Raw genomic sequence first — 23,763 nt, 5'->3', positions numbered from 1 at the left:
GCCGTTCGGTACGTTCCGGCCGTTCGGTAGGTAACGGACACATCACCGCTGCGGATCATCCCTTGACGGCACCGCCCAGCGCGAAGCCGCCCCCCAGCTTCCTCGCGACCAGCACGTACAGAAGGATCACCGGCGTCGAGTAGATCACGGAGAACGCGGCGAGCTGCCCGTACGCCACCATCCCGCGGTTGCCGAAGAAGTCGTTGATGCTGACCGAGGCCGGCATCCGGTCCGGGCTGAGCAGGAGCATGAAGGGGACGAAGAAGTTCCCCCACATCATCACGAACGAGAAGACGGTGACGACGGCGAGCCCCGGCCCCATGAGCGGGAGAACGATCCGCACGAGCGACTGCAGTGACGACGCACCGTCCGTCCACGCGGCCTCCTCCAGCTCCTTGGGCACCCCGTCCATGAAGTTCTTCATCAGCCAGATGGCGAAGGGGAGTTGGGAGGCGGCGAAGAAGAAGATCGTCCCCTGCAGGGTGTCGATCAGATTCACCCGGACGAACAGCGCGTACACCGGCACCATGATCGCGGTGATCGGCAGACTCGTCGCGAACAGGATCGTCAGCAGGAACGGCCGGTTCAGCCGGGACCGGAACCGGGAGAGCGGATAGGCGGCGAGCGCGGCGCAGACGACGGTCAGCGCCGTGGCTCCGCCGCACAGGACGAGGCTGTTGAGCAGCGGGGTGTAGGTGATGTCCGGGGTCAGGATCGCGTCGAAGTTGCCGAGAGTGAGCCCGTCGGGCACCTTGACCCTCAGGTTCGCGTGCGGGTCCACGGAGGACAGCACCACCCAGGCGAGGGGCAGCGCGAAGGCGAGGGCCACGACCAGCAGCCCGGCGTCGGCGGCGAGGCGACGGGAGGGACGGTCACGGGGCATGGCCGGCCTACACCTCCGTCCGCAGCAGGCGCAGATAGACGACGGAGAACAGGGAGCCCACGAGCAGCAGGAGCAGGGCGACGGCGGTGCCGTACCCGATCATGCTGTTCTGGAAGGCCTGTTCGTACATGAACAGCGGCAGGGTCTGGCTCCTGTCGCCGGGCCCGCCCCTGGTCATCACCCAGATCAGCCCGAAGACGGAGAGTGTCTGGAGGGTGTTGAGCATGAGGTTGGTGCCGATGGAACGCCGGATCATCGGCAGCGTGATGTGCCACATCCGCCGCCATCCGCCCGCCCCGTCCACTTCCGCCGCCTCCGTGATCTCGCTCGGTATCTCGTCCAGCGCGGCGGAGTAGACGAGCATCGAGAACGCCGTGCCGCGCCAGACGTTGGCGAAGGAGACGGCGAGGACGGGAAGGGTGAACAGCCAGTTCTGGGCGGGCAGATGGAGCTGGTCCAGGATGGCGTTCAGGGTCCCTTCGCGCCGGAAGAAGGCGTACAGCAGGAACCCCGCGACGACCTCCGGCAGCACCCAGGCGGTGATCACGACCGCACCGGTGAGCGTACGGACGGGCGGGGAAGCACGTTTCATCAGCGCGGCGAGGGCCAGTCCCAGGGTGTTCTGCCCGACGAGCGAGGACAGCACGGTGAACACCAGGGTCAGCCATACGGCGTTGAGGAACGCGCCGTCGTGGAAGGCCTTGCGGAAGTTGTCGAGGCCGACGAAGGAGGAGTGGGCCTGGCCGGTCAGCTGGAGGTCGGTGAAGGCGATGTAGACGCAATAGGCGATGGGACCGGCGAGGAAGAGGACCAGGAGGACCAGGGCCGGGGTGACGGGGAGGGCCCGGGCCATCCGCCGCTGGAGCCTCACTTCTGGATCACTTGGTCGTCGGTGACGTCCTTGAGGGTGCTGTCGTAGCCGCTCGCCGCCTTCTCGACGGACCGGTCACCGGTGGTCACACCCTCCATGGCCTCCTGGACGGCGGTCGACACCTTCGGGTACGCGGGATAGGCGGGCCGGTAGTGGGTGCTGGCGACCAGGTCGGTGAAGAACTTGATGCCGGGCTGGGCGCCGACGTACGCGGGGTCGCTCGCCACGTCCCTGCGCACCGCGATGCCGGAGTTGGCGATGTACCACTTCCGGGCGTTGTCCTTCGTCTGCATCGTCCTGATGAAGTCGAAGGCGAGGTCCGGGTGGGCCGCCTTCGCCGGGATCGACCAGGTCCAGCCGCCGGACATGCTGACCTTGCCGGGGGCCTGGCCGTGCTGCGTGGGCATGTACGCGAGGCCGAGCTGCTTCGACCAGTCCTTCCACTCGTGCCCGCTGCCCGGCAGCCAGTCCTGTGGCAGCCAGGAGCCGTCGAGGGCGATGCCGAGCTTGCCCTGGGGGAGGAGTTCGCCGCGGACGGCGGTGCTGAAGTTGGGGTCGAGGGCGTCGGAGACGTCCGGGCCGAGCTTCTCCTTGTAGACCTTCTCCACGAAGGAGAGGGAGTCCTTGAAAGCCTGGCTGCCGGTGATCCACTTCTTGGTGGCGGCGTCGTACAGGGGGTCCGTCGTCCCGTCGTTGGTGCCGTACAGCAGCATCTCGAAGGTCTGCATGGTGGCGGACTCGCCGGCGGGTTTGCCGGTGTACACGTTGAGGGGGATGGCGCCGGGGACCTTCTGCCTGATGGTGCGGGCGGCGGCGAGGATGTCGTCCCAGGTCCTCGGCTGCCAGTCGGCCGGGAGCCCGGCCTTCCTGAACACGCGTTTGTCGAACCAGAGCCCTCGGGTGTCGGTGCCGTCCGGGACGCCGTACGTCTTCCCGTCCGCGCCCTGCGCCGCGTTCCGGGCGGTGTCCACGAACTGCTGCCAGTCCGGCCACTTGGCGAGGTACGGGTCGAGGGGCTTCAAGTACCCGCTCGTGATGTCCGAGTTGATGAGGAAGGTGTCCTCGTAGACCAGGTCCGGGGCGGTCCTGGGGGAGCGGAGCATCTGCTGGAGCTTGGTGTAGTACTCCGCGTCCGGGGCCTTGATGGGGACGAGTTCCACCTTCTTGCCCGGGTACTTCTCCTCGAACTCCTTCTTCATGTCGGCGAGGTAGGTGTCCATCACCTTGATGGAGTTGTCGGTCGACTGCTTGAAGGAGATCTTCAGGGTGTTGGGGCTGCTGCCGGAGCTTCCGCTGCACGCGGTGAGGGCGGTTGCGGCGAGGGTGAGTGCGATGAGGATGGCGGCGGTGGGGCGCACGGGCATGACCTCCTGCGGGCGCACATTGGTGTGGCGTGGCGTGGAGATGGCTGCCGTGTGAACGTAGGAGAAGTGGTCTAGTCAGGTCAATGCGTCTGCGTTGCCATTCGGCATTGCGGCTTCTCGTCAGGGACGTTGGCTTGAGTGACGGCTCGGCGGCCTGAAGGCGGGCGGAGGTCGGCCGAGGAACCCCTCCCGCTGCAGTGTTCGGCCCGCGACAGGAGGGGCGTTCGGTGCGACCCTGACCCTGCAGTCGCCATGGGGGCGCGGTCAGCCAGGTGCCCGCGTCTTCACTACTCGTGAGCGGCAGCCGCCGTCACGAGCGAGCACTGCTGATCTTCTCGTAGTGGTCGCACAGGGCGTTCAGGGCACGGGCCAGCCGCCGGGCGTGGCCGGCGGCTCCGCCGTACCGGCGGCTCGGCTCGGCCTGGAGCCGACTGCGTGCGTCGCCGAGACAGGCGAGCGCGCAGTAGCGGAGGATGCTTCCCTTGTCCAGCTTCTTGGCCGCTACCTCGACCTCTGGGATGAGCAGCTCAAGTTGGCCGCGTACCGTCAGGGTCAGCGTCTCGATCTCGGCGCCGGACGGGGGCAGTACATTCGGGACGGCATCCGGGTCCAGCAGGATGTTCACAGTCTCGCGCATCGTCGCGAGGTCCAGCGGGACTCCCTGACCGTGATCTGCCACGGCCGCCGATTGGGTTGTAGCTTTCATGGTGTCGGCGCTCCCTTGAAGCGTTGGCCACGCCCCGGGGCCCTGCCAGGCCGCCGGGGTCTTGAGGCTTCGACCGTAGAAGCGCCAGCGCGGTACCGCCGACCGTAATCCGGTCGCTACTCTCAGGCAGCGAGAAGGCCGACCTTCACCGCCAGTTCCGATGCACGGCGACGACGAGGAGCCTGCGTCGACTCGACCTGTTCCAGGAGGATCGCCCGCGCGTAGCCGTTGTACCGGATCGTCTCCGGCGCGGCCTCGTACGCCTTCTCCAGCGAGGCGACTGCCACGTCCGGCTGGTTGTCGAGGTGGTAGCCGCGCGCCTCCTCGATCCGGTGACGGGCACGGCGGGGACGGGACTGGATGGTCGTCTGATCCGCGCGGGCCGCCTGTCGCACAGACTCACCGCCCTGATGCAGCTCCACAGCCACAGTAACCGCGTGCGCGCCCATGACGGCCTGGCTGAAGCTGGTGACCGGGTGGTAGTAATCGGCCGGCAACCGCGTCGCCATGTCGTTGGCCTTGTCCCAGCGCCGCCATGCCGTCCCTGTTTCGCGTCGTCGGGCGGCGGTGTAGCCGAGCTCGAACTCAAGGGCGCCCGCGATGGCGAGGACGTCGTCTGAGGCATCGGGCAGCAGGGGCTCAAGGAAGCGTACGGCCTCCAAATTGACGGCGTCGGCCGCGTCGTAGTGCCTCGGCCCGGAGTCGCGGTGCGCCTGCGCCAGCAGCCACGAGGCGACGCCGATGGTATGCGGGTCTTCGCTCTCCTGGGCGGCGATCATGCAGCGCTCGGCAACGCGCCACAGCAGGGACGAGTCGGGCTGGTAGGCGACGAAGAACTGTGACAGCGAGTACGTCTGAGCGAGCTGGGCTTGCGCGGTGCGTCGGTCAGCTGCGCCGTCGGCCTGTCGGACAAGGACTTGGGCGTCGCGGATCAGGTCGGGCAATAGCCTGCCGATCGCCTCGCGATGGTTCTTCGACGCGTGCCGTGCCTTCCACGCGGCGTGCAGCCGGGCCTCAAGGTGCTCCACCGGTGGCGGCTCGACGCCGGTGCTGAGCGGAAAGCTGTCGACGGCAGCCTTGACGGCTGCGAGGCGTGGATGGCCGGGACCGATGAACAGGTCCACGTGTGTGTCGGAGCGGCCCGTAAGCTCGGCCAGGTTCCGGACCCGCAGAGCCTCGGCGATGCGCAGCACCGTCTCGAGTCCTGGTGGCTTCTGCTGGCCATTCTCGATCTTCCGCACGGTGTGCTCCGAGAGTCCGATGAGGCCACCGAGTTGAAATTGGGTCATTCCGCGGCGCTCGCGAAGGATTTGCACCCTCTGCCCGAACCGCAGCGGATCGGCGTACGGGCCCGGAGTAGCTTCTGAGGACATAACGGCCTGCCTCTCCTAGCAGCATCGTCACTGTCAGGGTAGGGGTAGAGGCCGTCTCAAGTGACGGTCCAGCAGAGCCTTCACGCCTTTTGTAGATCACCGCGTGAACTGGTGACGAGGGCGTGTATGGGCGGCGCTGCGGGTGCTCAGGTGCATGGTGCGGGCGTGCGAGGGGGAGCGGGGGTTCGGGGAGCCGCGGGAGCCGCGGGAGCCTGGGGAGTGGGGTGAGGTTGGGAGTTATTCCGGTAGTTCGGCCGCCCAGGTGCGGGCTTGGGCGGCTTCGGCGGGGGCGTTGGCGCGGGTGTAGGCGTCGGCGGACTGGAGGAATGCGGTGCGGGCCTCGGCGGGGCGATGGGCGTACTCGTAGGCGCGGGCCAGGTTCTCCAGGGTCAGCCCCTCGCCGTACCAGTCCTCGAACTCCTGTCGATTCTCAAGGGATTTGCCGTATGCCTCGACCGCTTCCTCCAGTCGGCCCACCTTCCGCAGAGCGATGCCGAGGTTGTTCCAGGCCTTCGCCTCGCGGCGGCGGTCGCCTGTGGCCTGGTACAGGTTGCGGGCTTGGGTGTGGGCGTCGATGGCCTCCTCCTTCTGGCCCGCCTCCCGCAGGGCGTTGCCGAGGTTGTTCCACGCGATGGCCTCGTGGTGGCGGTCTCCGGCAGCCTGGTAGAGGTCGCGGGCGCGCGTGTGGGCGTCGATGGCTTCCTCCACCCGGCCCGCCTTCCGCAGGGCGCTGCCGAGGTTGTTCCACGCGATGGCCTCGTGGCGGCGGTCTCCGGCAGCCTGGTAGAGGTCGCGGGCGCGCGTGTGAGCGTTGATGGCTTCCTCCACCCGGCCCGCCTCCCCGAGGGCGTTGCCGAGGTTGGTCCCCGCGTTGGCCTCGTCTACGCGGTCCCCGGCCCGGCGGGCGGCCTCTCGCGCGACCTCCCCGACGGCGATCCAGTCGTCGAAATACCGGCGCCAGTAGAGGTACTCCCCCAGGCACTCCGCCAGCCGCACCGCCGTGCCCGCGAACCGCTCCTCCCGCGCCCACCCCACCGCGGCTACCAGACCCGCCCGCTCACTGTCCAGCCACGCCAACGCCTGACCTCGGTCCCCGAACCGCTCCGGCTCCTCCAGGCCCGGAAGCCACCGCAATCGCTCATCAGCGGCATCCGCCCACCGGTAGTAGAACCCCAGCACCCGCTCCCGCGCCGCCTCCCCCTCATCTCGCAACCCGACATGCCCTACCACCACACCCGCCCCGAACCCCCGCACCACGTCATGCGCCCGCCATCTCATGGCCGAACCCGTCTCATCGACGCGCCGCACCGGCGTGACGAGATGCGCGGCGGCCAAGTCCTCCAGCAGGAGCAGCACGGCGTCCGTGTCAAGGTCGGCCAAGGCGGCGATCGCCTCCGTGCCAGTCTCCGTACCCGGCGCAAGGCAGAGCAGGCGCAGCAACCGGGCCTGGTCCGGCGGCAGCCGGTGATACGACGTCTCCAGCACAGGACGCAGGACCAGCGAGCGGCCGTACAGGTCCGTGCCCGGGCTGCCGTGATCGAGAACGGCGGTCGGGTCCCCGGCGTTCCGGATCTCGGCCACCAGTGAGGCGATGTCCCGATGGCGCCGTCGGCGCAGCATCCCCGCGGCGATCTGGAGCGCCAGGGGCAAGTGACCACAATGATCGGCCAGTTCGCGCAGTGCCTCGGGTTCGCGTCCCGGGCGTTCGTCGCGTTCGTCGGTGTCGTGCAGGGCGCGGGTCACCAGGGCGACAGAGTCGTCCGGGTCGAGTGTTTCGAGGTCGACGAGGCGTACCGGAAGAGCGTCGGGACGGTCCCGGGAGGTGATGAGAACCCGGTGGTCGTCCGAGCCGGGTAGCAGCGGCACGTACTGCGACGGGTCCGACGCGTTGTCCAGGATCAGCAGCATCCGTTCCCGCCGTTCGGCGAGGAGTTCGCGGTATGCGTCGTGCTGGCGCTCCGACGTCGGCGGCAGTTCCTGGCCCCGTACGCCAAGTGCGTCGAGCAGGGACGCGACCGCCTGATCCGCCGTGACCGGGTCGTCGTCGTACCCGCGCAGGTCCACGAAGAGCGTCCCGCCCGGGAACCAGCCCTTCGCACGGGCCCGATGCGCCGCCTCCACCGCCAGCGCGGTCTTGCCGATGCCTCCCATACCGGTGACGGCGAAGATGAGGAGCGGCAGCGCGGTCGCGGTCGTGTTGTCCCCGCCGGGTGCCAGGTGGGGGAGCAGGCGGTTCAGCTCCGCCGACCGGCCGGTGAAGCCCAGCGGGCGGGGCGGCAGGGTGGCGGTCGCGCGGGGGACCGGGCCGTGGATCGTGCCCTTACCGGCCTCCGACCTGCTTCCCGATGACGGGGCCGTAGAAGGTCCCGCCCCGGAAATCGACGCGATCGCCCCCGGAACCCGCTTGGGGACCCTCCTCGGAGCCGTCGGAACCACCGTCGCGAGGCAGGTGCTTGCGCAGCACCGCCACCGCCACGGACGCCGCCTGTGCCGCCGCCCGCTTCTGTGAGCCGCCGGCGTCGGCCTTGCGCTTGTTCTCGTCCGCGCGGTCGCTGATGCCTCGGATGACGAGGGCGTCCAACTGTCCGCTGAAGTGGGCCGCGTTGGCCGCGCCCGATCCCTCCATCTCGATCGCCCCGGCGTTGTTGTAGTGCGACTCGATGTGCCGCGCGATGTCGGACTCGGAATCGGCCAGCACCACGTCACCAGTCGCGATCGGCGCGAAGTGCACCTCCACGCTCTCCAGGTCCCGCGCCGCCGACCGGGCCGCCTGCTCCAGCGCGTGGGAGCTGGGCAGGGCCTTGGGGCGAACCTTGAAGCCTTCGTCCGTCTGCTTGCCGCTGTGGATCTCGTACACCTGGGTGCCGACCACGACGTCACCGATGCCGATGTCGTCCTTCAGGCTGCCGGCCACCCCCACGAAGAACACAGCCTGTGGATGCAGCCACTCGATGAGCTGCGTCGCGAGTGCTGCGGCACGCTCGGCGCCCACCCCCAACTCACTGACCGCGACCTGCCAGGGGCTGCCGGGCAGCCTGCCGATCTCGACACGGGTTCCTTTGGGGTGGACGCGTTCCTCGCGGTCCTCGACGTGAGGGCGCACGGCCGTGTATTCCAGCGCCAGTGCGGTCAGGATCAGAACAGTCGGCTTCGTCTGCGGCACACTCTTAAGGTACTGCCGGGGGAAGGGGCACGAGTGGTGGAACGGGACGTTACGGTAGGGCAGTTGCTGCTCACCGAGTACCAGACGATCAAGGACGAGCAGAAGACGCGGATCGGGTTCCGGGACAATCTGCTGTATGTCACCCTCACGGTGGTGGCCGCCGTGATCGCCGCCGCGGCGCAGGCCAAACAGGCGGCGATGCTGCTCGCGCTCCCGCCCGTCTGCGTGGTGCTCGGGTGGACGTATCTCGTCAACGACCAGAAGATCTCGGCCATCGGCACCTACGTACGCGACGACCTGGGCCCGAAGCTCGGCCGGATCGCAGGCGCCGAAGAGGCGTTCACCTGGGAGAGCGCGCATCGCACCGACCACCGCCGCCGTTCCCGCAAGGCCGTTCAGTGCTTCGTCGATCTGCTCGCCTTCTGCCTGGTCCCGCTCGCCGGGCTCACTGTCTACTGGACCGCAGGTCACCAAGGTGTCGGGCTGCTCGCGGTGTCCGTCGTCGAGGCTCTGGCCATGGTCGGGCTCGGCGTGCAGGTCGTGTGGTACGCGGGGTACCTCGGATCAGCGTGACGGGCGGCGTACGGTGGAGTGCGGCGAGCGATGAGGAGGGCCGGGCGGCGCGATGCGCGGTGAGTTCGGGGACCATGTCGATTTCGGGGGCGCGGTCTTCCGCGGGCCGGTCATCGGCAAGACGGAGCATCACCAGCATCAGTACGGCTCTGCCCCCACCGCCCTCGCGTCCCTCCCGGCCCGGCCGCCCGGCTTCACCGGCCGTGAGCCCGAACTGCGCGCCCTCCTCACAGCCCTCGACCCCACCGCCCCCGACCCCACCGCGCCCGTCGCCGCCCTCTCCGGCCTCGGCGGCATCGGCAAGACCACGCTCGCGTTGGAGGCGGCACACCGGGCCTGTGCGCGGGGCTGGTTCCCGGGTGGGACGCTCTTCGTCGATCTGCACGGGTACGACGACACACCGGTCACGGCCGACCTGGCCCTCCAGGCCCTCCTCCGCGCGCTCGGCGTGACGCCCGTCCACGTTCCCGGCACCGCCGAGGAGCGTGGTGCGCTGTACCGCAGCGTGCTCGCCGGGATCGCCCGGGACCGGGGTCCCGTCCTCCTGTTCGCCGACAACGCCTCCTCGGCCGGGCAGGTCCGGCCGCTCCTGCCCGGCTGCCCCGGACACCGGGTGCTGACCACCTCCCGGCACCGTCTCCCGTCCCTCGGCGCCCGCCTCCTCTCCGTCGCGGAACTGCCGCCGGACGCCTCCCGCGATCTCCTCGACCAGGCCCTGCGCGCGGCCGACCCCGCCGACGGGCGCATCGCCGACGACCCGGAGCCGGCCGCCCGGCTCGCCGGCCTGTGCGGCCATCTGCCGCTCGCCCTCCAGATCGCCTCGGCTCTGCTGGCGGCGGCTCCGACGCGTCCCGTCCACGAACTCGTCGCCGAACTGGACGACTGCCGCAGCCGGGTCGACCACCTGGACGACGGGGAGCGCAGCGTGCGGGCCGCGTTCGAGTTGTCGTACCGGCGCCTGCAAGACGCTCAGGCGCGGCTGCTGCGCCTTCTCGCGCTCATGCCGGGCACGGAGTCGGGCCTCGACGCCCTCACCGCTCTGCTGGGCGACGAGCCCGGCACTCCGGCCTTCCTCACCGCACTGGAACGCGCCCACCTGGTCGAGCCGGGTGGCCGGCGGGGGCGCTGGCGGTTGCACGACCTCGTCCGGGAGTACGCGGCAGGGGAGGCGACCGCGGTGGAGCGTGCGGCGGGCAGGAGGCGGGTGCTGGCCTTCTACCTGCGGCGGGCCGAGGCCGCCGACGCGTCGCTGCGCCCCTGGGCCCGGGACGCGGTGTCCGGACCGTTCCGCGACCGTGAGGAGGCGCTCGACTGGCTGGACGAGGAGCGGACGAACCTGGTGGCCGCGACGCGGTGGGCCACGGACGAGCACCTCGCGGACGACGCGACCGCTCTTGCCGCTGCGCTGGGTGAGTACCTCCAGTGGCGGCGGTACTTCGACGACGGAGCCGGCGTGTCCCGGGCCGCCCAGGCCGCCGCGCACCGCGCGGGCGACGCGGGCCGCGAGGCCGAGGCCTGGAACCGGACGGGGGTCGCGCTGCGCGGGAGCGGCCGTCTGCGGGAAGCCTTCGCGGCGACCCGGCGGGCCCTGGCGCTGTACGACGCCGTGGGGCACGAGCACGGCAGGGCCATGGCCGTGGCCAACCTGGGCGCCGTACTCGGGGACGTCGGTGACGTGGACGCGGCCGTCGCCGCCTCCCGGCACGCGCTCGCCCTGTTCCGGCGCACCGGAGACCGGCACGGCGAGGCCGCTGCCTGGAACAACCTCGCGCTGATACACCGCAAGGCCGTCCGGGTGCAGGAAGCGCTCGACGCGCTGCGCCGGGCACTGGACCTCTTCCGGGAGACGGGCGACCGGCCGCGCGAGGGCCGCGCCTGGCACACCTACGGACTCGTGCTCAACGCGGCCGGGAAGCCCCGGGAGGCCGTCGGCGCCTGCCTCGAGGGGCTGGCGATCTGCGAGGAGTTCGAGGACTGGCACGGGGCCGGGCAGACCCTGTCCGCCCTTGCCCTCGTCCACGACACCACGGGCGACCCGGCGCGGGCCCGCACCCACTGGCTGCGCGCCGCCGAGGCCTACGAACGCGCGGGCTCCGCCCGGGACGCCGCCCAGGCCCGGCGCGCGGCCCGGATCACTGCCCCTTCACCCAGCGGTACTGCAGCTCCGGCCGCCCCACCGTCCCGTACTGCGGGCTCCGGGCCGCCCGCCCGGCATCCACCAGGTGCTCCAGATACCGGCGAGCCGTGATGCGCGAGATGCCGACGGCCTCGGCGACACCGGTCGCCGTGAGGCCGCCCGCGGCGCCGCGCAGGGCCACGGTGACCCGCTCCAGCGTCGGCGCGCTCAACCCCTTCGGCAGCGCCGCAGGCGAAGGCGCCCGCAGCACCGCCAACGCCCGGTCCACCTCGTCCTGGCCGCTCGCCTCGCCGACCGCCGCGTGGAACTCGGCGTACCGCACCAGCCGGTCCCGCAGCGTCGCGAACGTGAACGGCTTCAGCACGTACTGGACGACGCCCAGCGAGACGCCCTCCCGGACCACGGCCAGATCCCGCGCCGACGTCACCGCTATCACGTCCGCGTGATACCCGGCCGCCCGCAGCGACCGCGCGAACTGGAGCCCGTGCACATCCGGCAGGTGGAGGTCCAGGAGCAGCAGATCGACGGGCGTACGGTCCAGGATGCGACGTGCCTCCGCGCCCGTGTGCGCCTTGCCGACCGCCACGAATCCCGGCACCCGCCCGACGTACATCACATGCGCGTCGGCGGCCACCGGGTCGTCCTCGACGACGAGGACGCGGATGGGCTGCTGCTCGTTCGTCATCTGCTGCCACCCACCGGTGTGCGCAACGGCAACCGCACCTCGAACACCGCTCCGCCCTCCTCGGACTCCGCCACCGTCAACGTCCCGCCGAGCCGGGTGACCGCCTGCCGGACCAGGGCCAGGCCCAGGCCCCGCCCGCCGGGTCCGGCCGGTTTCGTCGAGAACCCTCGTTGGAATACCAGGTCGGCATGGGCGGGGTCGACACCGGGCCCCGTGTCGGACACACGCAGCACCAGTTCGGCGTCCGACGCGTACGCCGTCACGGTCACCCGCGCTCCCGCACTGCCCTGCGCCGCGTCCACCGCGTTGTCGATCAGGTTGCCGAGAACCGTCACCAGGTCCCGAGCGGAGAGCTCGGGCGGCAGCAGTCCGTCGTCCAGCCGGCTGTCCGCCGACATCACCAGCTCCACGCCCCGCTCGTTCGCCTGTGCCGTCTTGCCCAGCAGCAGGGCGGCCAGCACCGGCTCGCCGACCGCCGCCACCACCTGGTCCGTGAGCGTCTGGGCCAGTTCCAGTTCCGCCGTCGCGAAGTCCACCGCCTCCTGCGCCCGGCCCAGCTCGATCAGCGAGACCACCGTGTGGAGGCGGTTCGCCGCCTCGTGCGCCTGGGAGCGAAGGGCCTGAGTGAAGCCGCGCTCCGAGTCCAACTCACCCATCAGGGACTGGAGTTCGGTCACATCGCGCAGGGTCACCACCGTGCCCCGGCGCTCTCCTCCCGACACCGGTGAGGTGTTCACGACCAGCACCCGGGACGCCGTCAGGTGCACCTCGTCCACGCGCGGCTCCGACGCCAGCAGCGCCCCGGTCAGCGGTGCCGGCAGGCCGAGGTCCGCCACCGACCTGCCGATGGCGTCCTCCTCCTCGCCCACCCCGAGCAGCTCCCGGCCGCCGTCGTTGATCAGCGCCACCCGGTACTGACCGTCCAGCATCAGCAGCCCCTCGCGGACCGCGTGCAGCGCCGCCTGGTGGTAGTCGTGCATCCGGCTCAGCTCGCCGGCGTTCATGCCGTGGGTGTGGCGGCGGAGGCGGGCGTTGATCACGTACGTGCCCACCGCACCCAGCAGGAGTGCACCGCCGGCCACCCCGAGCAGGGCCGTGACCTGGTCCTGGACCCGCTCGCTGATCGCCTCGACCTTGATGCCGGCGCTTACCAGGCCGACGACCCGGCCGTTCTCCTCCACCGGGGTGACCGCGCGCACGGACGCGCCGAGGGTGCCGGTGTAGGTCTCGGTGAAGGTGTGGCCGTGCTGGGCGGGCCCGATGCGGCCGAGGAAGTGCCTGCCGATCTGCTTCTCGTCGGGGTGGGTCCAGCGGATGCCGGACGGGTTCATGATCGTCACGAAGTCGACGTCCGCGTCCCGCATGACCTGCATGGCGTAGGGCTGGAGATCCTTGGTCGGATCGGGGGTGTGGATCGCCGCGCGGACGGAGGGGGAGTCCGCGATCGAGCGGGCCACCGCCGTGGCATGGCGGGCCGCCGCGTCCTCGGCCTGCCGTGTGTCGCTGACGTAGGTGAACAGCGCGTACCCGGCCACGACCACCGCGATCAGCACGGCCTGCATGGCGAAGAGCTGGCCGGCCAGGCTGCGGGGGAGTGACGGGAAGCGCATGTCAGCAGTGTGCCCCTCGGGTTAAGCATGAACTAAATGAACGGAAGGGTGACCGCCCTCACAGACCGGGAGATAGTCACGGCATCCCCCACAACCCCCGGACGTGAGCCGCACGCCGGTGATGCCGACGAAGACGTCAAGGAGGGCAGCCGTGGCCGCCAGTTCCCCCGATAGGGCACCTGCCGTACCCCGCGTGAAGCGGGACCGGACCCATTACCTGTACATCGCGGTCATCGTGGCGGTCGTGCTCGGTATCGCGGTGGGGCTCATCTGGCCCGACGCGGGAGTCGAGCTGAAGCCGCTGGGCACCGGCTTCGTGAGCCTGATCAAGATGATGATCTCGCCGATCATCTTCTGCACGATCGTGCTCGGGATCGGGTCCGTACGCAAGGCCGCGAAGGTCGGCGCCGTCGGCGGTATCGCGCTCGGCTACTTCCTCGTGATGTCGCTCGTCGCCCTCGCCATCGGTCTCGTCGTAGGCAATGTGCTGCACCCGGGTGACGGGCTGCACATCACCGACGCCATCAAGGCGACCGGCCACGGCCAGGTGTCTCCCGACGCGCTGCCGCCGGTCGACTTCGTCCTGTCGATCATCCCGACGACCTTCGTGTCCGCGTTCACCGAGGGCCAGGTGCTCCAGACCCTGCTGGTAGCGCTGCTCGCCGGGTTCGCTCTCCAGGCCATGGGGTCGGTCGGACAGCCGGTGCTGCGCGGCATCGAGCACATCCAGCGGCTCGTCTTCCGCATCCTGTCCATGGTCATGTGGGCTGCGCCGATCGGTGCCTTCGGTGCCATCGCGGCCGTCGTGGGATCCGCCGGTCTGGACGCGCTGCGCAGCCTCGCCGTGCTGATGCTCGGCTTCTACGTCACCTGCGTCCTGTTCGTCTTCATCGTGCTCGGTACGCTGCTGCGCATCGTCGCGGGGCTGAACATCTTCTCGCTGTTCAAGTACCTCGCCCGCGAGTTCCTGCTGATCCTGTCGACCTCGTCCTCCGAGTCCGCGCTGCCGCGGCTGATCGCGAAGATGGAGCACCTGGGCGTCAGCAAGCCGGTCGTCGGCATCACCGTGCCGACCGGCTACTCCTTCAACCTCGACGGCACGATGATCTACATGACCATGGCGTCGCTGTACATCGCGGATGCCCTGGGCACGCCGATGTCGGTCGGCGAGCAGATCCCGCTGCTGCTCTTCCTGCTGCTGGCCTCCAAGGGCGCGGCGGGCGTCAGCGGCGCCGGTCTCGCCACCCTGGCCGGCGGTCTCCAGTCGCACAAGCCCGCGCTGGTCGACGGCGTCGGCCTGATCGTCGGCATCGACCGCTTCATGAGCGAGGCGCGTGCCCTGACCAACTTCGCGGGCAACGCGGTGGCGACCGTGCTGGTCGGCACCTGGACGAAGGAGATCGACAAGGGCCGGGTCAGGCAGGTCCTCGCCGGTGAGCTGCCGTTCGACGAGACGACGCTGCTGGACGAGCACGAGGCCGCGACCACCGACCTTCCCGAGCCCCGTGAGGACGGCGAGAAGGAGCTGGCCAAGGCCTGACCCAAGGGAAAGCCCCGGACGTCCGGCCCCGCCTGAACCCGGGCCGGGCGTCCGGTCACCACGCCGGGCGGCTGAGTCTCCCCCGTTCACTCAGCCGCCCGGTCTCCCTTTTGCGGGGAACCCCCTACGACTCCCCGCTCACCGCCGACCCTCACGCCCGCTCCTCACCCGCATCCACTAGCGTGCCGTTCCGGATCAACCGGAACGGCACGTTGCTGCTCGTTCCCGAACACCGTACGGAGGCACGGGGGATGAAGATCGACTGGGACCGGCGGACCTGCGCGCGCAAGGGCCATGTGACCTACGCGCCGGACGACCCCCGACTGCGGGTACGGCTGCACGCCGAGACCGCGCTCGGGGACGCCTGGCGCTGCCTGCGCTGCGGAGACTTCGCGCTCGGCGAGCCGCACGGCTCGGGACCCGCCGACGAGGCGCCACTCGTGCCACGCGGCAAGGTGCTGCGGGACCTGTTCATCCTGCGCTTCCTGGCCGTCGAGCGGGCCGTGCGCGGCGTGTTCATCGTCCTGGTCGCGGTGGCCGTCTGGAAGTTCAGCAACAGCCAGGACGCGGTGCGCCGGCTCTTCAACGAGTACCTGGACGTCTTCCGTCCGGTCTTCAGACACTTCCACTACGACCTCGACCACTCCCCGGTCGTCGGCTCCATCCAGAACGCCTTCGGCTACAAGCACTCCACGCTGCTGCTGGTCGCGGCGCTGCTGCTGGCCTACGCGCTGATCGAGCTGATCGAGGCGGTCGGCCTCTGGTACGCCAAGCGCTGGGCGGAGTACCTGACCGTGGTCGCCACCGCCGCCTTCCTTCCGCTGGAGATCTACGAACTCACCGAGCACATCAGCTGGTTGAAGATCGCCACCCTCGTCCTCAACATCCTCGCGGTGCTCTACATCGCCCTGACCAAGAGGCTGTTCGGGCTGCGCGGCGGGCGCAGGAAGTTCGAGGAGGAGCGGCACAGCGCTTCCCTGATGGAGGTGGAGGAGTCGGCGGGCGTCGTCGTCTAGGCCGCGCCCCGTGCCCCGCCCCAATTCCTTTGACCCGCCCCTGCGTTCGGCCCCAGGCTGGAAGCCTCGACGTGACCGGTCGAACGCAGGGAGGCGGACATGGGAGAGAGGGACATGGGGGAGACGGACTCCGAGGAGCCGGACTTCGGGGAACCGGGCGGACTGGAGATCCTCAGCTCGTCCGAGTACGAGCGCAGGTACGGGGCGGAACGGGATCCCTCGCCGTTGTCGATCGAGCAGATCAACGGGCTGTTCCACCAGTTCCTCATGGCGGTGGCCCGGCCCCGGCGCACGGAGCGGGGCGGCAGTCGCGATCTCACCAAGAGGCTGCGGGACCACCTGGGCACGGCCCCCACGGACCGCCCGGTGGTGAAGGCCGCGTACCCGCCCTACGACCTGCCCAACGTCCACCTCGCCCTGGAGCGCTGGTTCGCCGCCGAGGGCCGCTCCTACGAGCTGGTCGGCATGCGGGGCGCCCAGCACCACGGTGACCTCACCCTCGGCGACATCCTCGAATCCGCCGACCGCTACGACCGGTTCGTGATCGGCGCGGTCGACTACGCCCACCTGCCCATCTCGCCCGACGAGGAACTGGCCTGCGTCTCCTGCGGGTTCTACCTCGGCGCGGAGGGCGAGGAACGGTTCGCGATCCTGCTGCGGGGGCCGGCCGACGAGTACGGGCGCAACAAGGTCGAGATCGAGGTCCTCGCCCAGGAGAAGGAGTTCGCGGACCGGCTGCTCGCCCAGATCGACGCCCTCGTGCGCGAGCACAACGTCTTCCGCGGCCAGGTCCTCTCCTTCGAGGGCTCGGAGTTCGGCCACGGCCTGGGCCCGTTCCGCTTCCACCGCCGCCCCGGCATCACCCGCGAGGACATCGTGCTTCCGGCGGGCCTGCTGGACCGGGTGGAACGCCAGGTGGTGGGCGTGGCCCGGCGCCGCGAACAGCTCCGTGCGGCCGGCCAGCACCTGCGCCGCGGCCTCCTCCTCTACGGCCCTCCCGGCACCGGCAAGACCCACACCATCCGCTACCTGCTCTCCCACCTCCCGGAGTTCACGGCCGTCATCCTCTCCGGCACCGGCATCGAGGCCGTCGGTCCCGCCTGCGCACTCGCCCGGATGCTCCAGCCCGCGCTCGTCGTCCTGGAGGACTGCGACCTGATCGCCGAGGCCCGGGACTACGGCGGCGGCGAGCAGCCCCTGCTCTTCCAGGTCCTGAACGAGATGGACGGCCTCGGCGACGACGCAGACGTCGCGTTCCTTCTGACCACCAACCGCGCCGACCTCCTCGAACCGGCCCTCGCGCAGCGCCCCGGACGCGTCGACCTCGCCGTAGAGATCCCCCTCCCGGACACCGAGGGCCGCGCCCGCCTCCTCTCCCTCTACGGATCCGGGCTCGACCTGGGCAAGGAGACCGCCGACGAGGTGGTCACCCGCACCGAGGGCACGACGGCGTCCTTCACCAAGGAACTCGTACGCCGCTCCGTCCTGATCGCGGCGGAACGCGAGTCCCCGCACACGGAGCCGGAGGACGTACGCGCCGCCCTGGACGAACTCCTCTCCGACCGCGACGCACTGACCCGACGGCTGCTCGGGGTGCGGGGCGAGGGTGAGGGGGCGGCGGGGGTGGACGAGGAGGATTTCTAGGACCGTGGGGTGCCCCATGATTGGATCTTGGGGCACCAGTCCTTCACTACGGATAACGGGGAACATGGGTAAGACGGCCATAGGCGCGACTGCTCGGCGGATCAGGAACGGCTCCGAGGCGTGAGCCGCGCCCCGTCCAACCGGGCCACTTCCCCCGGGCTCAGCACCAGCTCCGCCGCGCCCGCCGAATCCCGGGCGGTCTCCGGACGGCTCGCGCCCGGGATCGGAATCACGGCCGGGGAGCGCGTCAACAGCCAGGCCAGGCACACCTGCTGAGGGCTCACCCCGCGCTCCCTCGCCACGTCGTGGAACGCGGCGAACCGTTGCGTGCCGTCCGCCGCCCCCGACGGCCCGTCCAGCGAGCTGCGTGAGATCCCGCCCAGCGGGCTCCAGGGCAGGAACGCGAGGCCCAGCTCCGCGCAGAGCCGCAGCTCGGCTTCGCCGGCGCGGGCCTCGGGGGAGTAGCGGTTCTGGACCGACACCAGCCGGTCGCCGAGGATCGCGCGGGCGCGGTGGATCTGGTCCGTGGTCACGTTGGAGAGGCCCGCCAGGCGGATCAGGCCCGCGTCGAGCAGCTCGCGCAGGGCGCCGACGGACTCCTCGAAGGGCACGTCCGGGTCGGGCTTGTGCAGCTGGTACAGGCCGATCGCCTCAACACCGAGCCGCTTCAGGGAGGCCTCGGCGGCCGCCTTGAGATGCCGGGGCGAGCCGGTCACCGTCCAGCTGCCGTCGGCCGGGCGGCCCCGGCCGCCCTTGGTGGTCACCAGCACGTCGTCGGTGTCGCCGCCGTAGGCCGCGAGGGCGCGGGCGAGGAGGAGTTCGTTGTGGCCGGGGTCCTGGCCCGGCAGGTGGTAGGAGTCGGCCGTGTCCAGCAGGGTCACGCCCGCGTCCAGGGCCGCGTGCACCGTGGCCAGGGCGCGCGCCTCGTCCGGCCGGCCCTCGATCGACAGCGGCATGGCCCCGAGCCCGACCGCGCTCACCCGGACCCCGCCCAGCATGCGGTGACGCACGTCAGTCGTCCTTTCCGAGCGTCTCGGCGACGGCCCTCGGCAGCCACTGCCGTACGTCACCGAAGGCGAAACCGAGCCGTGCGGCCCGGGAGTTGTCCATGCCGTAGCGACGGCGGAAGGCGAAGGGGGAGACCTCGGCGGACCCGGTCACCCCGAACACCGGCCTCCCCTCGGGGAGCTGCGCCGCCACCGCCGTACACAGGTCGTCCAGCGTCAGCAGGCCGTCGGAGGCGGCGTTCACCGGGCCCGTGAAGTCCTCGCCGGCCGCCCAGAACAGGAAGTCGGCGATCTCCTCGACGTGGATGTACGTCGCCGGGTGCGTGACCGGCGCTACGGCGATGGGGGCGCCGGTGCGGATACGGTCGGCGTAGTGCTGGAGACGGCCCGTGAAGTCGTCGTCGCCGCCCAGGACATGGGCCACCCGGACGGACACGTACGGGAGCGCGGGGTCCGCGGTGAACACCGCCTCCGCCTGCCGCTTGCCCTCGCCGTAGTGGGTGTCGAGGAACTCCGGGTCGGTCCAGGGGAGTTCGAGGTCGACGGCGACCGTGTGCGGGTCCACCGCGCCCTCCGGTACGAGCAGTTCCGAGTCCTCGTGCTCGTAGACCTCCACCGTCGAGGTCATCACATAGCGGCCGGTGCGCCCCGCGAGGACACGGCGGGCGATCGCCGCCTGGCGCGGGGTGTAGCAGACCTGGTCGAGGACGACGTCGAACACCCGGGTACCGACGGCCTCGCGCAGGGCCCTTTCGTCGTCGCGGTCGGCCACCAGATGCAGCACACCCGGCGGCGGAGGGGACGAACCCCGATTCAGGACCGTAACCCGGTCGCCGGCCGCCACCAGCCGCCCGATCAGCCGCTTGCCGAAATAGCGGTTGCCGCCGATGACCAGTACCTCTCGTGCCTTTCGCATGACCATAATTCTCCGGGCGTCACATCCGTTCCTGAAGGGGGAGACATGGGAGATACGGGTACCGCACCGAAAGAACCACGGCATCTGCGGGCCGTCGCCAACGAAACACCAGTGGTCTTCGACGCGGTGGACCGGCAGCTCCTGCACCTCCTGCAGACCGACGGGCGGATCAGGCTCAGCGAGCTGGGGCGACGGGTCAGCCTGAGCCCGGCCGCCGTGGCCGAGCGGGTGCGCCGGCTGGAGGCGGCCGGGGTGGTCGAGGGGTACGGCGCCCAGGTCGCGCCCGCCCGCCTCGGCTACGGCATCCAGGCCTTCATCCGGGTCAACCCGCACGGCGGCTACACACTCAAGCACCCGAGGACCCTGGAGCTGATCGACCGCCCGGAGATCACGGAGGTGCACCACGTGGTCGGCGAGGACTGCTGGATCCTCAAGGCCGCCGTCACCGACACCGTGCACCTGGAGGAGGTCCTGGAGCAGACCTCGGCACTGGGCCGTACGACGACCTCGATCGTGCTGACCTCGCCGGTGCCCCGGAAGCCGCTTCTGCCGCCCGTCTTGCCTTGACGCCGACGTCAACGCCTACGGTCGTGGACATGCGAATCGGCGAGCTGGCCGCACGGGCCGGGACCACCACCCGCACCCTGCGCTACTACGAGGCACGGGGGCTGCTGCCCGCCCGGCGCGACGACAAGGGACACCGCACGTACGACGAGGGCGACGTCAGGCTGCTCCAGCAGATCCGGACACTGCAGGACTTCGGGTTCGACCTGGAGGAGACGCGGCCGTTCGTGGAGTGCCTGCGCGCCGGGCACCCGGAGGGCGATTCCTGCCCGGCCTCGCTCGTCGTCTACCGGCACAAGCTGGAGGAGCTGGACGCGCTCATCGGGCAGCTCCAAGCCGTGCGGGAGACGGTCGCGGGGCAGCTGCGGCGGGCCGAGCGGGCCCGGGACGAGCTGGCCGCCGACGCGCAGGTTCCGGGTGGTCCGGAACCCGTGTGCGAGCTGGGAGGGCTGACACGGTGAGCTTGGTGAGCGGACTGGCCGAGGTGACGGACGCGGACTTCGAGGCGGAGGTGCTCGGCGCGGACCTTCCGGTCCTGGTGCAGTTCACGGCCGACTGGTGCGGGCCGTGCCGGCAGCTGGCGCCGGTACTGAAGGACATCGCCTTCGAGGAGGGCGACCGGCTGAAGATCGTCCAGCTGGACGTGGACCGCAATCCGGAGACGACGGTCTCCTACGGCGTGCTGTCCACACCGACCCTCATGGTCTTCCAGGACGGTGAGCCGGTGCGGTCGATGGTGGGCGCGCGGCCCAAGCGGCGGCTGATGGAAGAGCTGGCCGACGTGCTGTAAAGCAGAGGCGCCCACGAAAAAATCCCCTGAGCAATTGCGCTCGGGGGATTTCTCTGCGTATATTCAGTGATTCGTGACTTCCATGAGGGGAAGTCACGGAGAAACTCACTGAGCACAGTATATCCGGGCGGGAGCGGAATTGTCAAACAGCGATTTTCCAGACGATGAATTGCAGCACGAGCAGGAATTCATCGACGGACTGTACGCGCGCGCGGACGTGCTGCGCGGCGAGGCCCAGACCTCGGTCGCGGACGCGCTCGCCCAGGGCGACAAGCCCATGCAGGCCCGGCTGGAGCGGGACATCCTGGTCGCCGAGCGCTCCGGGCTGCTCGCCGCGCTGAACGCCGTCGACGGCTCGCTCTGCTTCGGCCGGATCGACCTCGCCGACGGTGCGGTCCACCACATCGGCCGGATCGGGCTGCGCGAGGACGACGCCGAGCGCACACCGGTCCTCATCGACTGGCGGGCCGACGTCGCCCGCCCCTTCTACCTCGCCACCGGTCACACCCCGATGGGCCTGCGCCGCCGCCGGCACATCTCCACCCAGGGCCGGACCGTCACCTCCCTGCACGACGAGATCCTCGACCTCGGCGACGCCACCCGCACCGGACACGAGGACCCCACCGGGGACGCCGTCCTGCTGGCCGCCCTCAACTCGGCCCGCACCGGCCGCATGAGCGACATCGTGCAGACCATTCAGGCCGACCAGGACCGCATCATCCGGGCGCCGCACCGCGGGGTGATGGTCGTCGAGGGCGGTCCCGGCACCGGCAAGACGGCGGTGGCCCTGCACCGGGCGGCCTATCTCCTCTACGAACACCGTGAGCTGCTGGCCCGACGGGCCGTGCTGATCGTCGGCCCGAACCCGGCCTTCCTCGGCTACATCGGCGAGGTGCTGCCCTCGCTCGGCGAGACCGGAGTGCTGCTGGCCACGGTCGGCGAGCTGTTCCCCGGGGTGAAGGCCACGGCGTCCGACAGCCGGGAGGCGGCCGCCGTGAAGGGCCGCGCCGAGATGGCGGACGTACTCGCCGACGTCGTACGCGACTGGCAGTCGCTGCCCGATCCGGTGATCGCGATCGAGCACGACCGCGAGATCCTGATGCTCGACGACGGCCTGGTGAAGGTGGCCCGCGAGCGCACCCGCGCCGCCGGACTGCCGCACAACGTGGCCCGCGAGCACTTCGAGGGCCACATCCTCAACACGCTCACCGAGCTGTACGCCGAACGCGTGGGGACCGACCCGTACGACGGCAGCAGCCTGCTGGACGCCTCGGACGTCACCCAGATCCGCGACGAGCTGGCCGAGAACCCCGAGGTCTCGGCCGCCGTCGACCAGTTGTGGCCACGCCTGACGCCGCAGCGCCTGGTCGCGGACTTCCTCGCCGACCCCGTGGGCTACGTCTCCGACGACGACGCGGCAGCCATCCACCGCCCGGTGACGCGGGCGTGGACCGTGGCGGACGTACCGCTGCTGGACGAGGCGGCCGAACTGCTCGGCGTGGACGAGCGGGTGGCGCGGGCGCGGGCGGAGCAGGAGCGGGAGACACAGGTGGCGTTCGCACAGGGCGTTCTCGACGTCTCCTACGCCTCCCGCACCTACGAGTTCGAGGACAAGGAGGAGAGCGACCCGGAGGGCTCGGAGGTCCTGTCCGCACACGACATCATCGACGCCGAGCGGTTCGCCGAGCGGCACGAGGAGGCGGACCACCGCAGCGCGGCCGAGCGGGCCGCGGCCGACCGGACCTGGGCCTTCGGCCACATCATCGTGGACGAGGCGCAGGAGCTGTCGCCGATGGCCTGGCGGCTGCTCATGCGGCGCAGCCCGACCCGCTCGATGACCCTGGTCGGCGATCCGGCGCAGACGGCGGAGGCGGCGGGCGTCGGCTCGTGGTCGAAGATCCTTCAGCCGTACGTCGAGGACCGCTGGGAGCACACGCGTCTCGGCGTCAACTACCGCACGCCGGCGGAGATCATGGAACTCGCGGCAGCCGTCGTCCGCGCCGAGAACCCCGGCTTCGAACCGCCCAGCTCGGTCCGATCCACGGGCGTGCGGCCCTGGGTGCGCGCCACCGACGACCTGCCCGGCGCCGTCGCCGAGGCGGTCGGGGAGTTGACGCCCGCCGAGGGCCGGCTCGCGGTCATCGCCCCGCGCCACCTGCACCGCAAGCTGGCCGCACGGCTGGACGGGGTGACGGCGGGCGCGGAGCCGGACCTGACGCGGACCGTCGTACTCCTGGACCCCCGTCAGTCGAAGGGGCTGGAATTCGACTCGGTACTGGTCGTGGAGCCGGCCCGCTACGGCACGAGCGACCTGTACGTGGCCCTGACCCGGGCCACGCAACGGCTGGGCGTCCTGCACACCGGTGCCCTGCCCGACGCGCTCAAGCAGGCCGCAACCACACCGTAGCCAGCGGGGGCAGGGTCAGCCGGATGCTCGCGGGACGGCCGTGCGCCCCCTGCGGCTCCGGCTTGACCGGGTCGGGGTGGACGACGTCGCTGCCGCCGTACCGGGCCGCATCGGTGTTCAGGGTCTCCAGCCAGGCCGGCACCTCCTCGGGCACACCGATCCGGTAGTCGTGGCGGACCACCGGGGCCAGGTGGGTGACGGCCAGCAGCGGGTTCCCGTCGGCGTCGTGGCGCAGGAACGCGAAGACGTTGTCGTCCGCCGCGTCCCCCGTGATCCACCGGAAGCCCGCCGGGTCGGTGTCGCGCTGCCACAGGGCCGGAGCGGCGCGATAGCCGGCGTTGAGGTCGCGGACCAGGTCACGGACGCCGCGGTGGTCGGCCTCGGCGCCGTAGGACGGGTCGAGCAGCCACCAGTCGGGGCCGTGCGTCTCGGACCATTCGGCGCCCTGCGCGAACTCCTGCCCCATGAAGAGGAGTTGCTTGCCCGGGTGGGCCCACATGAAGCCGAGGTAGGC

General features: G+C 70.7%; 21 protein-coding genes. 9 read left to right on the top strand and 12 right to left on the bottom strand.

Annotated elements, in window-relative coordinates:
• Positions 1-55: 55 nt before the first annotated feature.
• From ABZ471_RS32830 to ABZ471_RS32800, 7 genes are all read right to left on the bottom strand, one after another.
• A complete protein-coding gene (locus ABZ471_RS32830) occupies positions 56-883 on the bottom strand; it encodes a carbohydrate ABC transporter permease (RefSeq protein ID WP_359071569.1) in 828 nt (275 codons plus the stop codon).
• Positions 884-890: 7 nt separating this feature from the next.
• Positions 891-1,736 carry a sugar ABC transporter permease gene (locus ABZ471_RS32825; protein WP_359071567.1) on the bottom strand — a complete coding sequence of 282 codons (846 nt, stop codon included), beginning with the start codon at positions 1,734-1,736 and terminating at the stop codon, positions 891-893.
• Positions 1,737-1,750: 14 nt separating this feature from the next.
• On the bottom strand, positions 1,751-3,118 hold the full coding sequence (locus ABZ471_RS32820; protein WP_359071565.1) for an extracellular solute-binding protein: 1,368 nt from the start codon (positions 3,116-3,118) through the stop codon (positions 1,751-1,753).
• 310 nt (positions 3,119-3,428) lie between these two features.
• A complete protein-coding gene (locus tag ABZ471_RS32815) occupies positions 3,429-3,755 on the bottom strand; it encodes a DUF6415 family natural product biosynthesis protein (RefSeq protein ID WP_359071563.1) in 327 nt (108 codons plus the stop codon).
• A gap of 191 nt (positions 3,756-3,946) precedes the next feature.
• The gene (locus ABZ471_RS32810) at positions 3,947-5,197 is read right to left on the bottom strand and encodes a helix-turn-helix transcriptional regulator (protein ID WP_359071562.1); all 1,251 of its coding nucleotides are present in this window, start codon (positions 5,195-5,197) and stop codon (positions 3,947-3,949) included.
• A 237-nt stretch (positions 5,198-5,434) separates the two neighbouring features.
• A complete protein-coding gene (locus ABZ471_RS32805; protein ID WP_359071560.1) occupies positions 5,435-7,348 on the bottom strand; it encodes a tetratricopeptide repeat protein in 1,914 nt (637 codons plus the stop codon).
• A gap of 169 nt (positions 7,349-7,517) precedes the next feature.
• Positions 7,518-8,360: a 5'-methylthioadenosine/S-adenosylhomocysteine nucleosidase gene (locus ABZ471_RS32800; RefSeq protein ID WP_359071558.1), complete on the bottom strand. Its 843-nt coding sequence runs from the start codon at positions 8,358-8,360 to the stop codon at positions 7,518-7,520.
• Between the two features lie 33 nt (positions 8,361-8,393).
• Here ABZ471_RS32800 and ABZ471_RS32795 point away from each other — a divergent pair, with 33 nt between their 5' ends.
• Positions 8,394-8,933, top strand: coding sequence for a hypothetical protein (locus tag ABZ471_RS32795; RefSeq protein ID WP_359071556.1), 540 nt, complete (start codon positions 8,394-8,396; stop codon positions 8,931-8,933).
• A 52-nt stretch (positions 8,934-8,985) separates the two neighbouring features.
• Complete coding sequence (locus ABZ471_RS32790; RefSeq protein WP_359071554.1) at positions 8,986-11,181, top strand: tetratricopeptide repeat protein; 2,196 nt, start codon at positions 8,986-8,988, stop codon at positions 11,179-11,181.
• Here the strand turns inward: ABZ471_RS32790 and ABZ471_RS32785 are convergent.
• The gene (locus ABZ471_RS32785; protein ID WP_359071552.1) at positions 11,066-11,755 is read right to left on the bottom strand and encodes a response regulator; all 690 of its coding nucleotides are present in this window, start codon (positions 11,753-11,755) and stop codon (positions 11,066-11,068) included. The two genes, ABZ471_RS32790 and ABZ471_RS32785, sit on opposite strands and share 116 nt — an antisense overlap.
• Positions 11,752-13,365 carry a sensor histidine kinase gene (locus ABZ471_RS32780; RefSeq protein WP_359071551.1) on the bottom strand — a complete coding sequence of 538 codons (1,614 nt, stop codon included), beginning with the start codon at positions 13,363-13,365 and terminating at the stop codon, positions 11,752-11,754. The genes ABZ471_RS32785 and ABZ471_RS32780 overlap by 4 nt, the downstream gene beginning before the upstream one ends.
• Positions 13,366-13,486: 121 nt before the next feature.
• On the opposite strand from ABZ471_RS32780, the gene ABZ471_RS32775 reads away from it, so the two are divergent.
• From ABZ471_RS32775 to ABZ471_RS32765, 3 genes are all read left to right on the top strand, one after another.
• The gene (locus tag ABZ471_RS32775; RefSeq protein ID WP_359071613.1) at positions 13,487-14,905 is read left to right on the top strand and encodes a cation:dicarboxylase symporter family transporter; all 1,419 of its coding nucleotides are present in this window, start codon (positions 13,487-13,489) and stop codon (positions 14,903-14,905) included.
• 251 nt (positions 14,906-15,156) lie between these two features.
• Entirely contained in the window at positions 15,157-15,921 is a 765-nt protein-coding gene (locus ABZ471_RS32770) for a DUF2127 domain-containing protein (RefSeq protein ID WP_359071549.1), read from the top strand.
• A 99-nt stretch (positions 15,922-16,020) separates the two neighbouring features.
• A complete protein-coding gene (locus tag ABZ471_RS32765) occupies positions 16,021-17,565 on the top strand; it encodes an ATP-binding protein (protein WP_359071548.1) in 1,545 nt (514 codons plus the stop codon).
• 101 nt (positions 17,566-17,666) lie between these two features.
• Here the strand turns inward: ABZ471_RS32765 and ABZ471_RS32760 are convergent, their stop codons facing one another.
• Together ABZ471_RS32760 and ABZ471_RS32755 are read right to left on the bottom strand one after the other, a co-directional pair.
• Entirely contained in the window at positions 17,667-18,575 is a 909-nt protein-coding gene (locus tag ABZ471_RS32760) for an aldo/keto reductase (RefSeq protein WP_359071547.1), read from the bottom strand.
• A gap of 1 nt (position 18,576) precedes the next feature.
• Positions 18,577-19,488, bottom strand: coding sequence for an NAD-dependent epimerase/dehydratase family protein (locus ABZ471_RS32755; RefSeq protein ID WP_359071545.1), 912 nt, complete (start codon positions 19,486-19,488; stop codon positions 18,577-18,579).
• Between the two features lie 111 nt (positions 19,489-19,599).
• Here ABZ471_RS32755 and ABZ471_RS32750 point away from each other — a divergent pair, with 111 nt between their 5' ends.
• The 4 genes from ABZ471_RS32750 (at position 19,600) to ABZ471_RS32735 (ending at position 23,249) form a co-directional block, all read left to right on the top strand.
• Positions 19,600-20,055 (top strand): Lrp/AsnC family transcriptional regulator, encoded by a 456-nt coding sequence (locus ABZ471_RS32750; RefSeq protein WP_359071611.1) that lies wholly within the window; start codon positions 19,600-19,602, stop codon positions 20,053-20,055.
• 29 nt (positions 20,056-20,084) lie between these two features.
• Entirely contained in the window at positions 20,085-20,513 is a 429-nt protein-coding gene (locus ABZ471_RS32745) for a MerR family transcriptional regulator (RefSeq protein ID WP_359071543.1), read from the top strand.
• Positions 20,510-20,842: a thioredoxin gene (trxA, locus tag ABZ471_RS32740; protein ID WP_359071542.1), complete on the top strand. Its 333-nt coding sequence runs from the start codon at positions 20,510-20,512 to the stop codon at positions 20,840-20,842. The genes ABZ471_RS32745 and trxA overlap by 4 nt, the downstream gene beginning before the upstream one ends.
• A gap of 169 nt (positions 20,843-21,011) precedes the next feature.
• The gene (locus tag ABZ471_RS32735; protein ID WP_359071541.1) at positions 21,012-23,249 is read left to right on the top strand and encodes an ATP-dependent DNA helicase; all 2,238 of its coding nucleotides are present in this window, start codon (positions 21,012-21,014) and stop codon (positions 23,247-23,249) included.
• On the opposite strand, the gene ABZ471_RS32730 is transcribed toward ABZ471_RS32735, so the two are convergent.
• The coding region (locus ABZ471_RS32730; RefSeq protein WP_359071539.1) for an alpha amylase C-terminal domain-containing protein at positions 23,224-23,763 on the bottom strand (540 nt) is incomplete at its 5' end. The two genes, ABZ471_RS32735 and ABZ471_RS32730, sit on opposite strands and share 26 nt — an antisense overlap.

The sequence above is a fragment of the Streptomyces sp. NPDC005728 genome (assembly GCF_040630895.1).
GTDB lineage: Bacteria > Actinomycetota > Actinomycetes > Streptomycetales > Streptomycetaceae > Streptomyces.
Note: the sequence above shows the minus strand (reverse complement) of the source record. Positions and strands in the feature narration are given on the sequence as shown.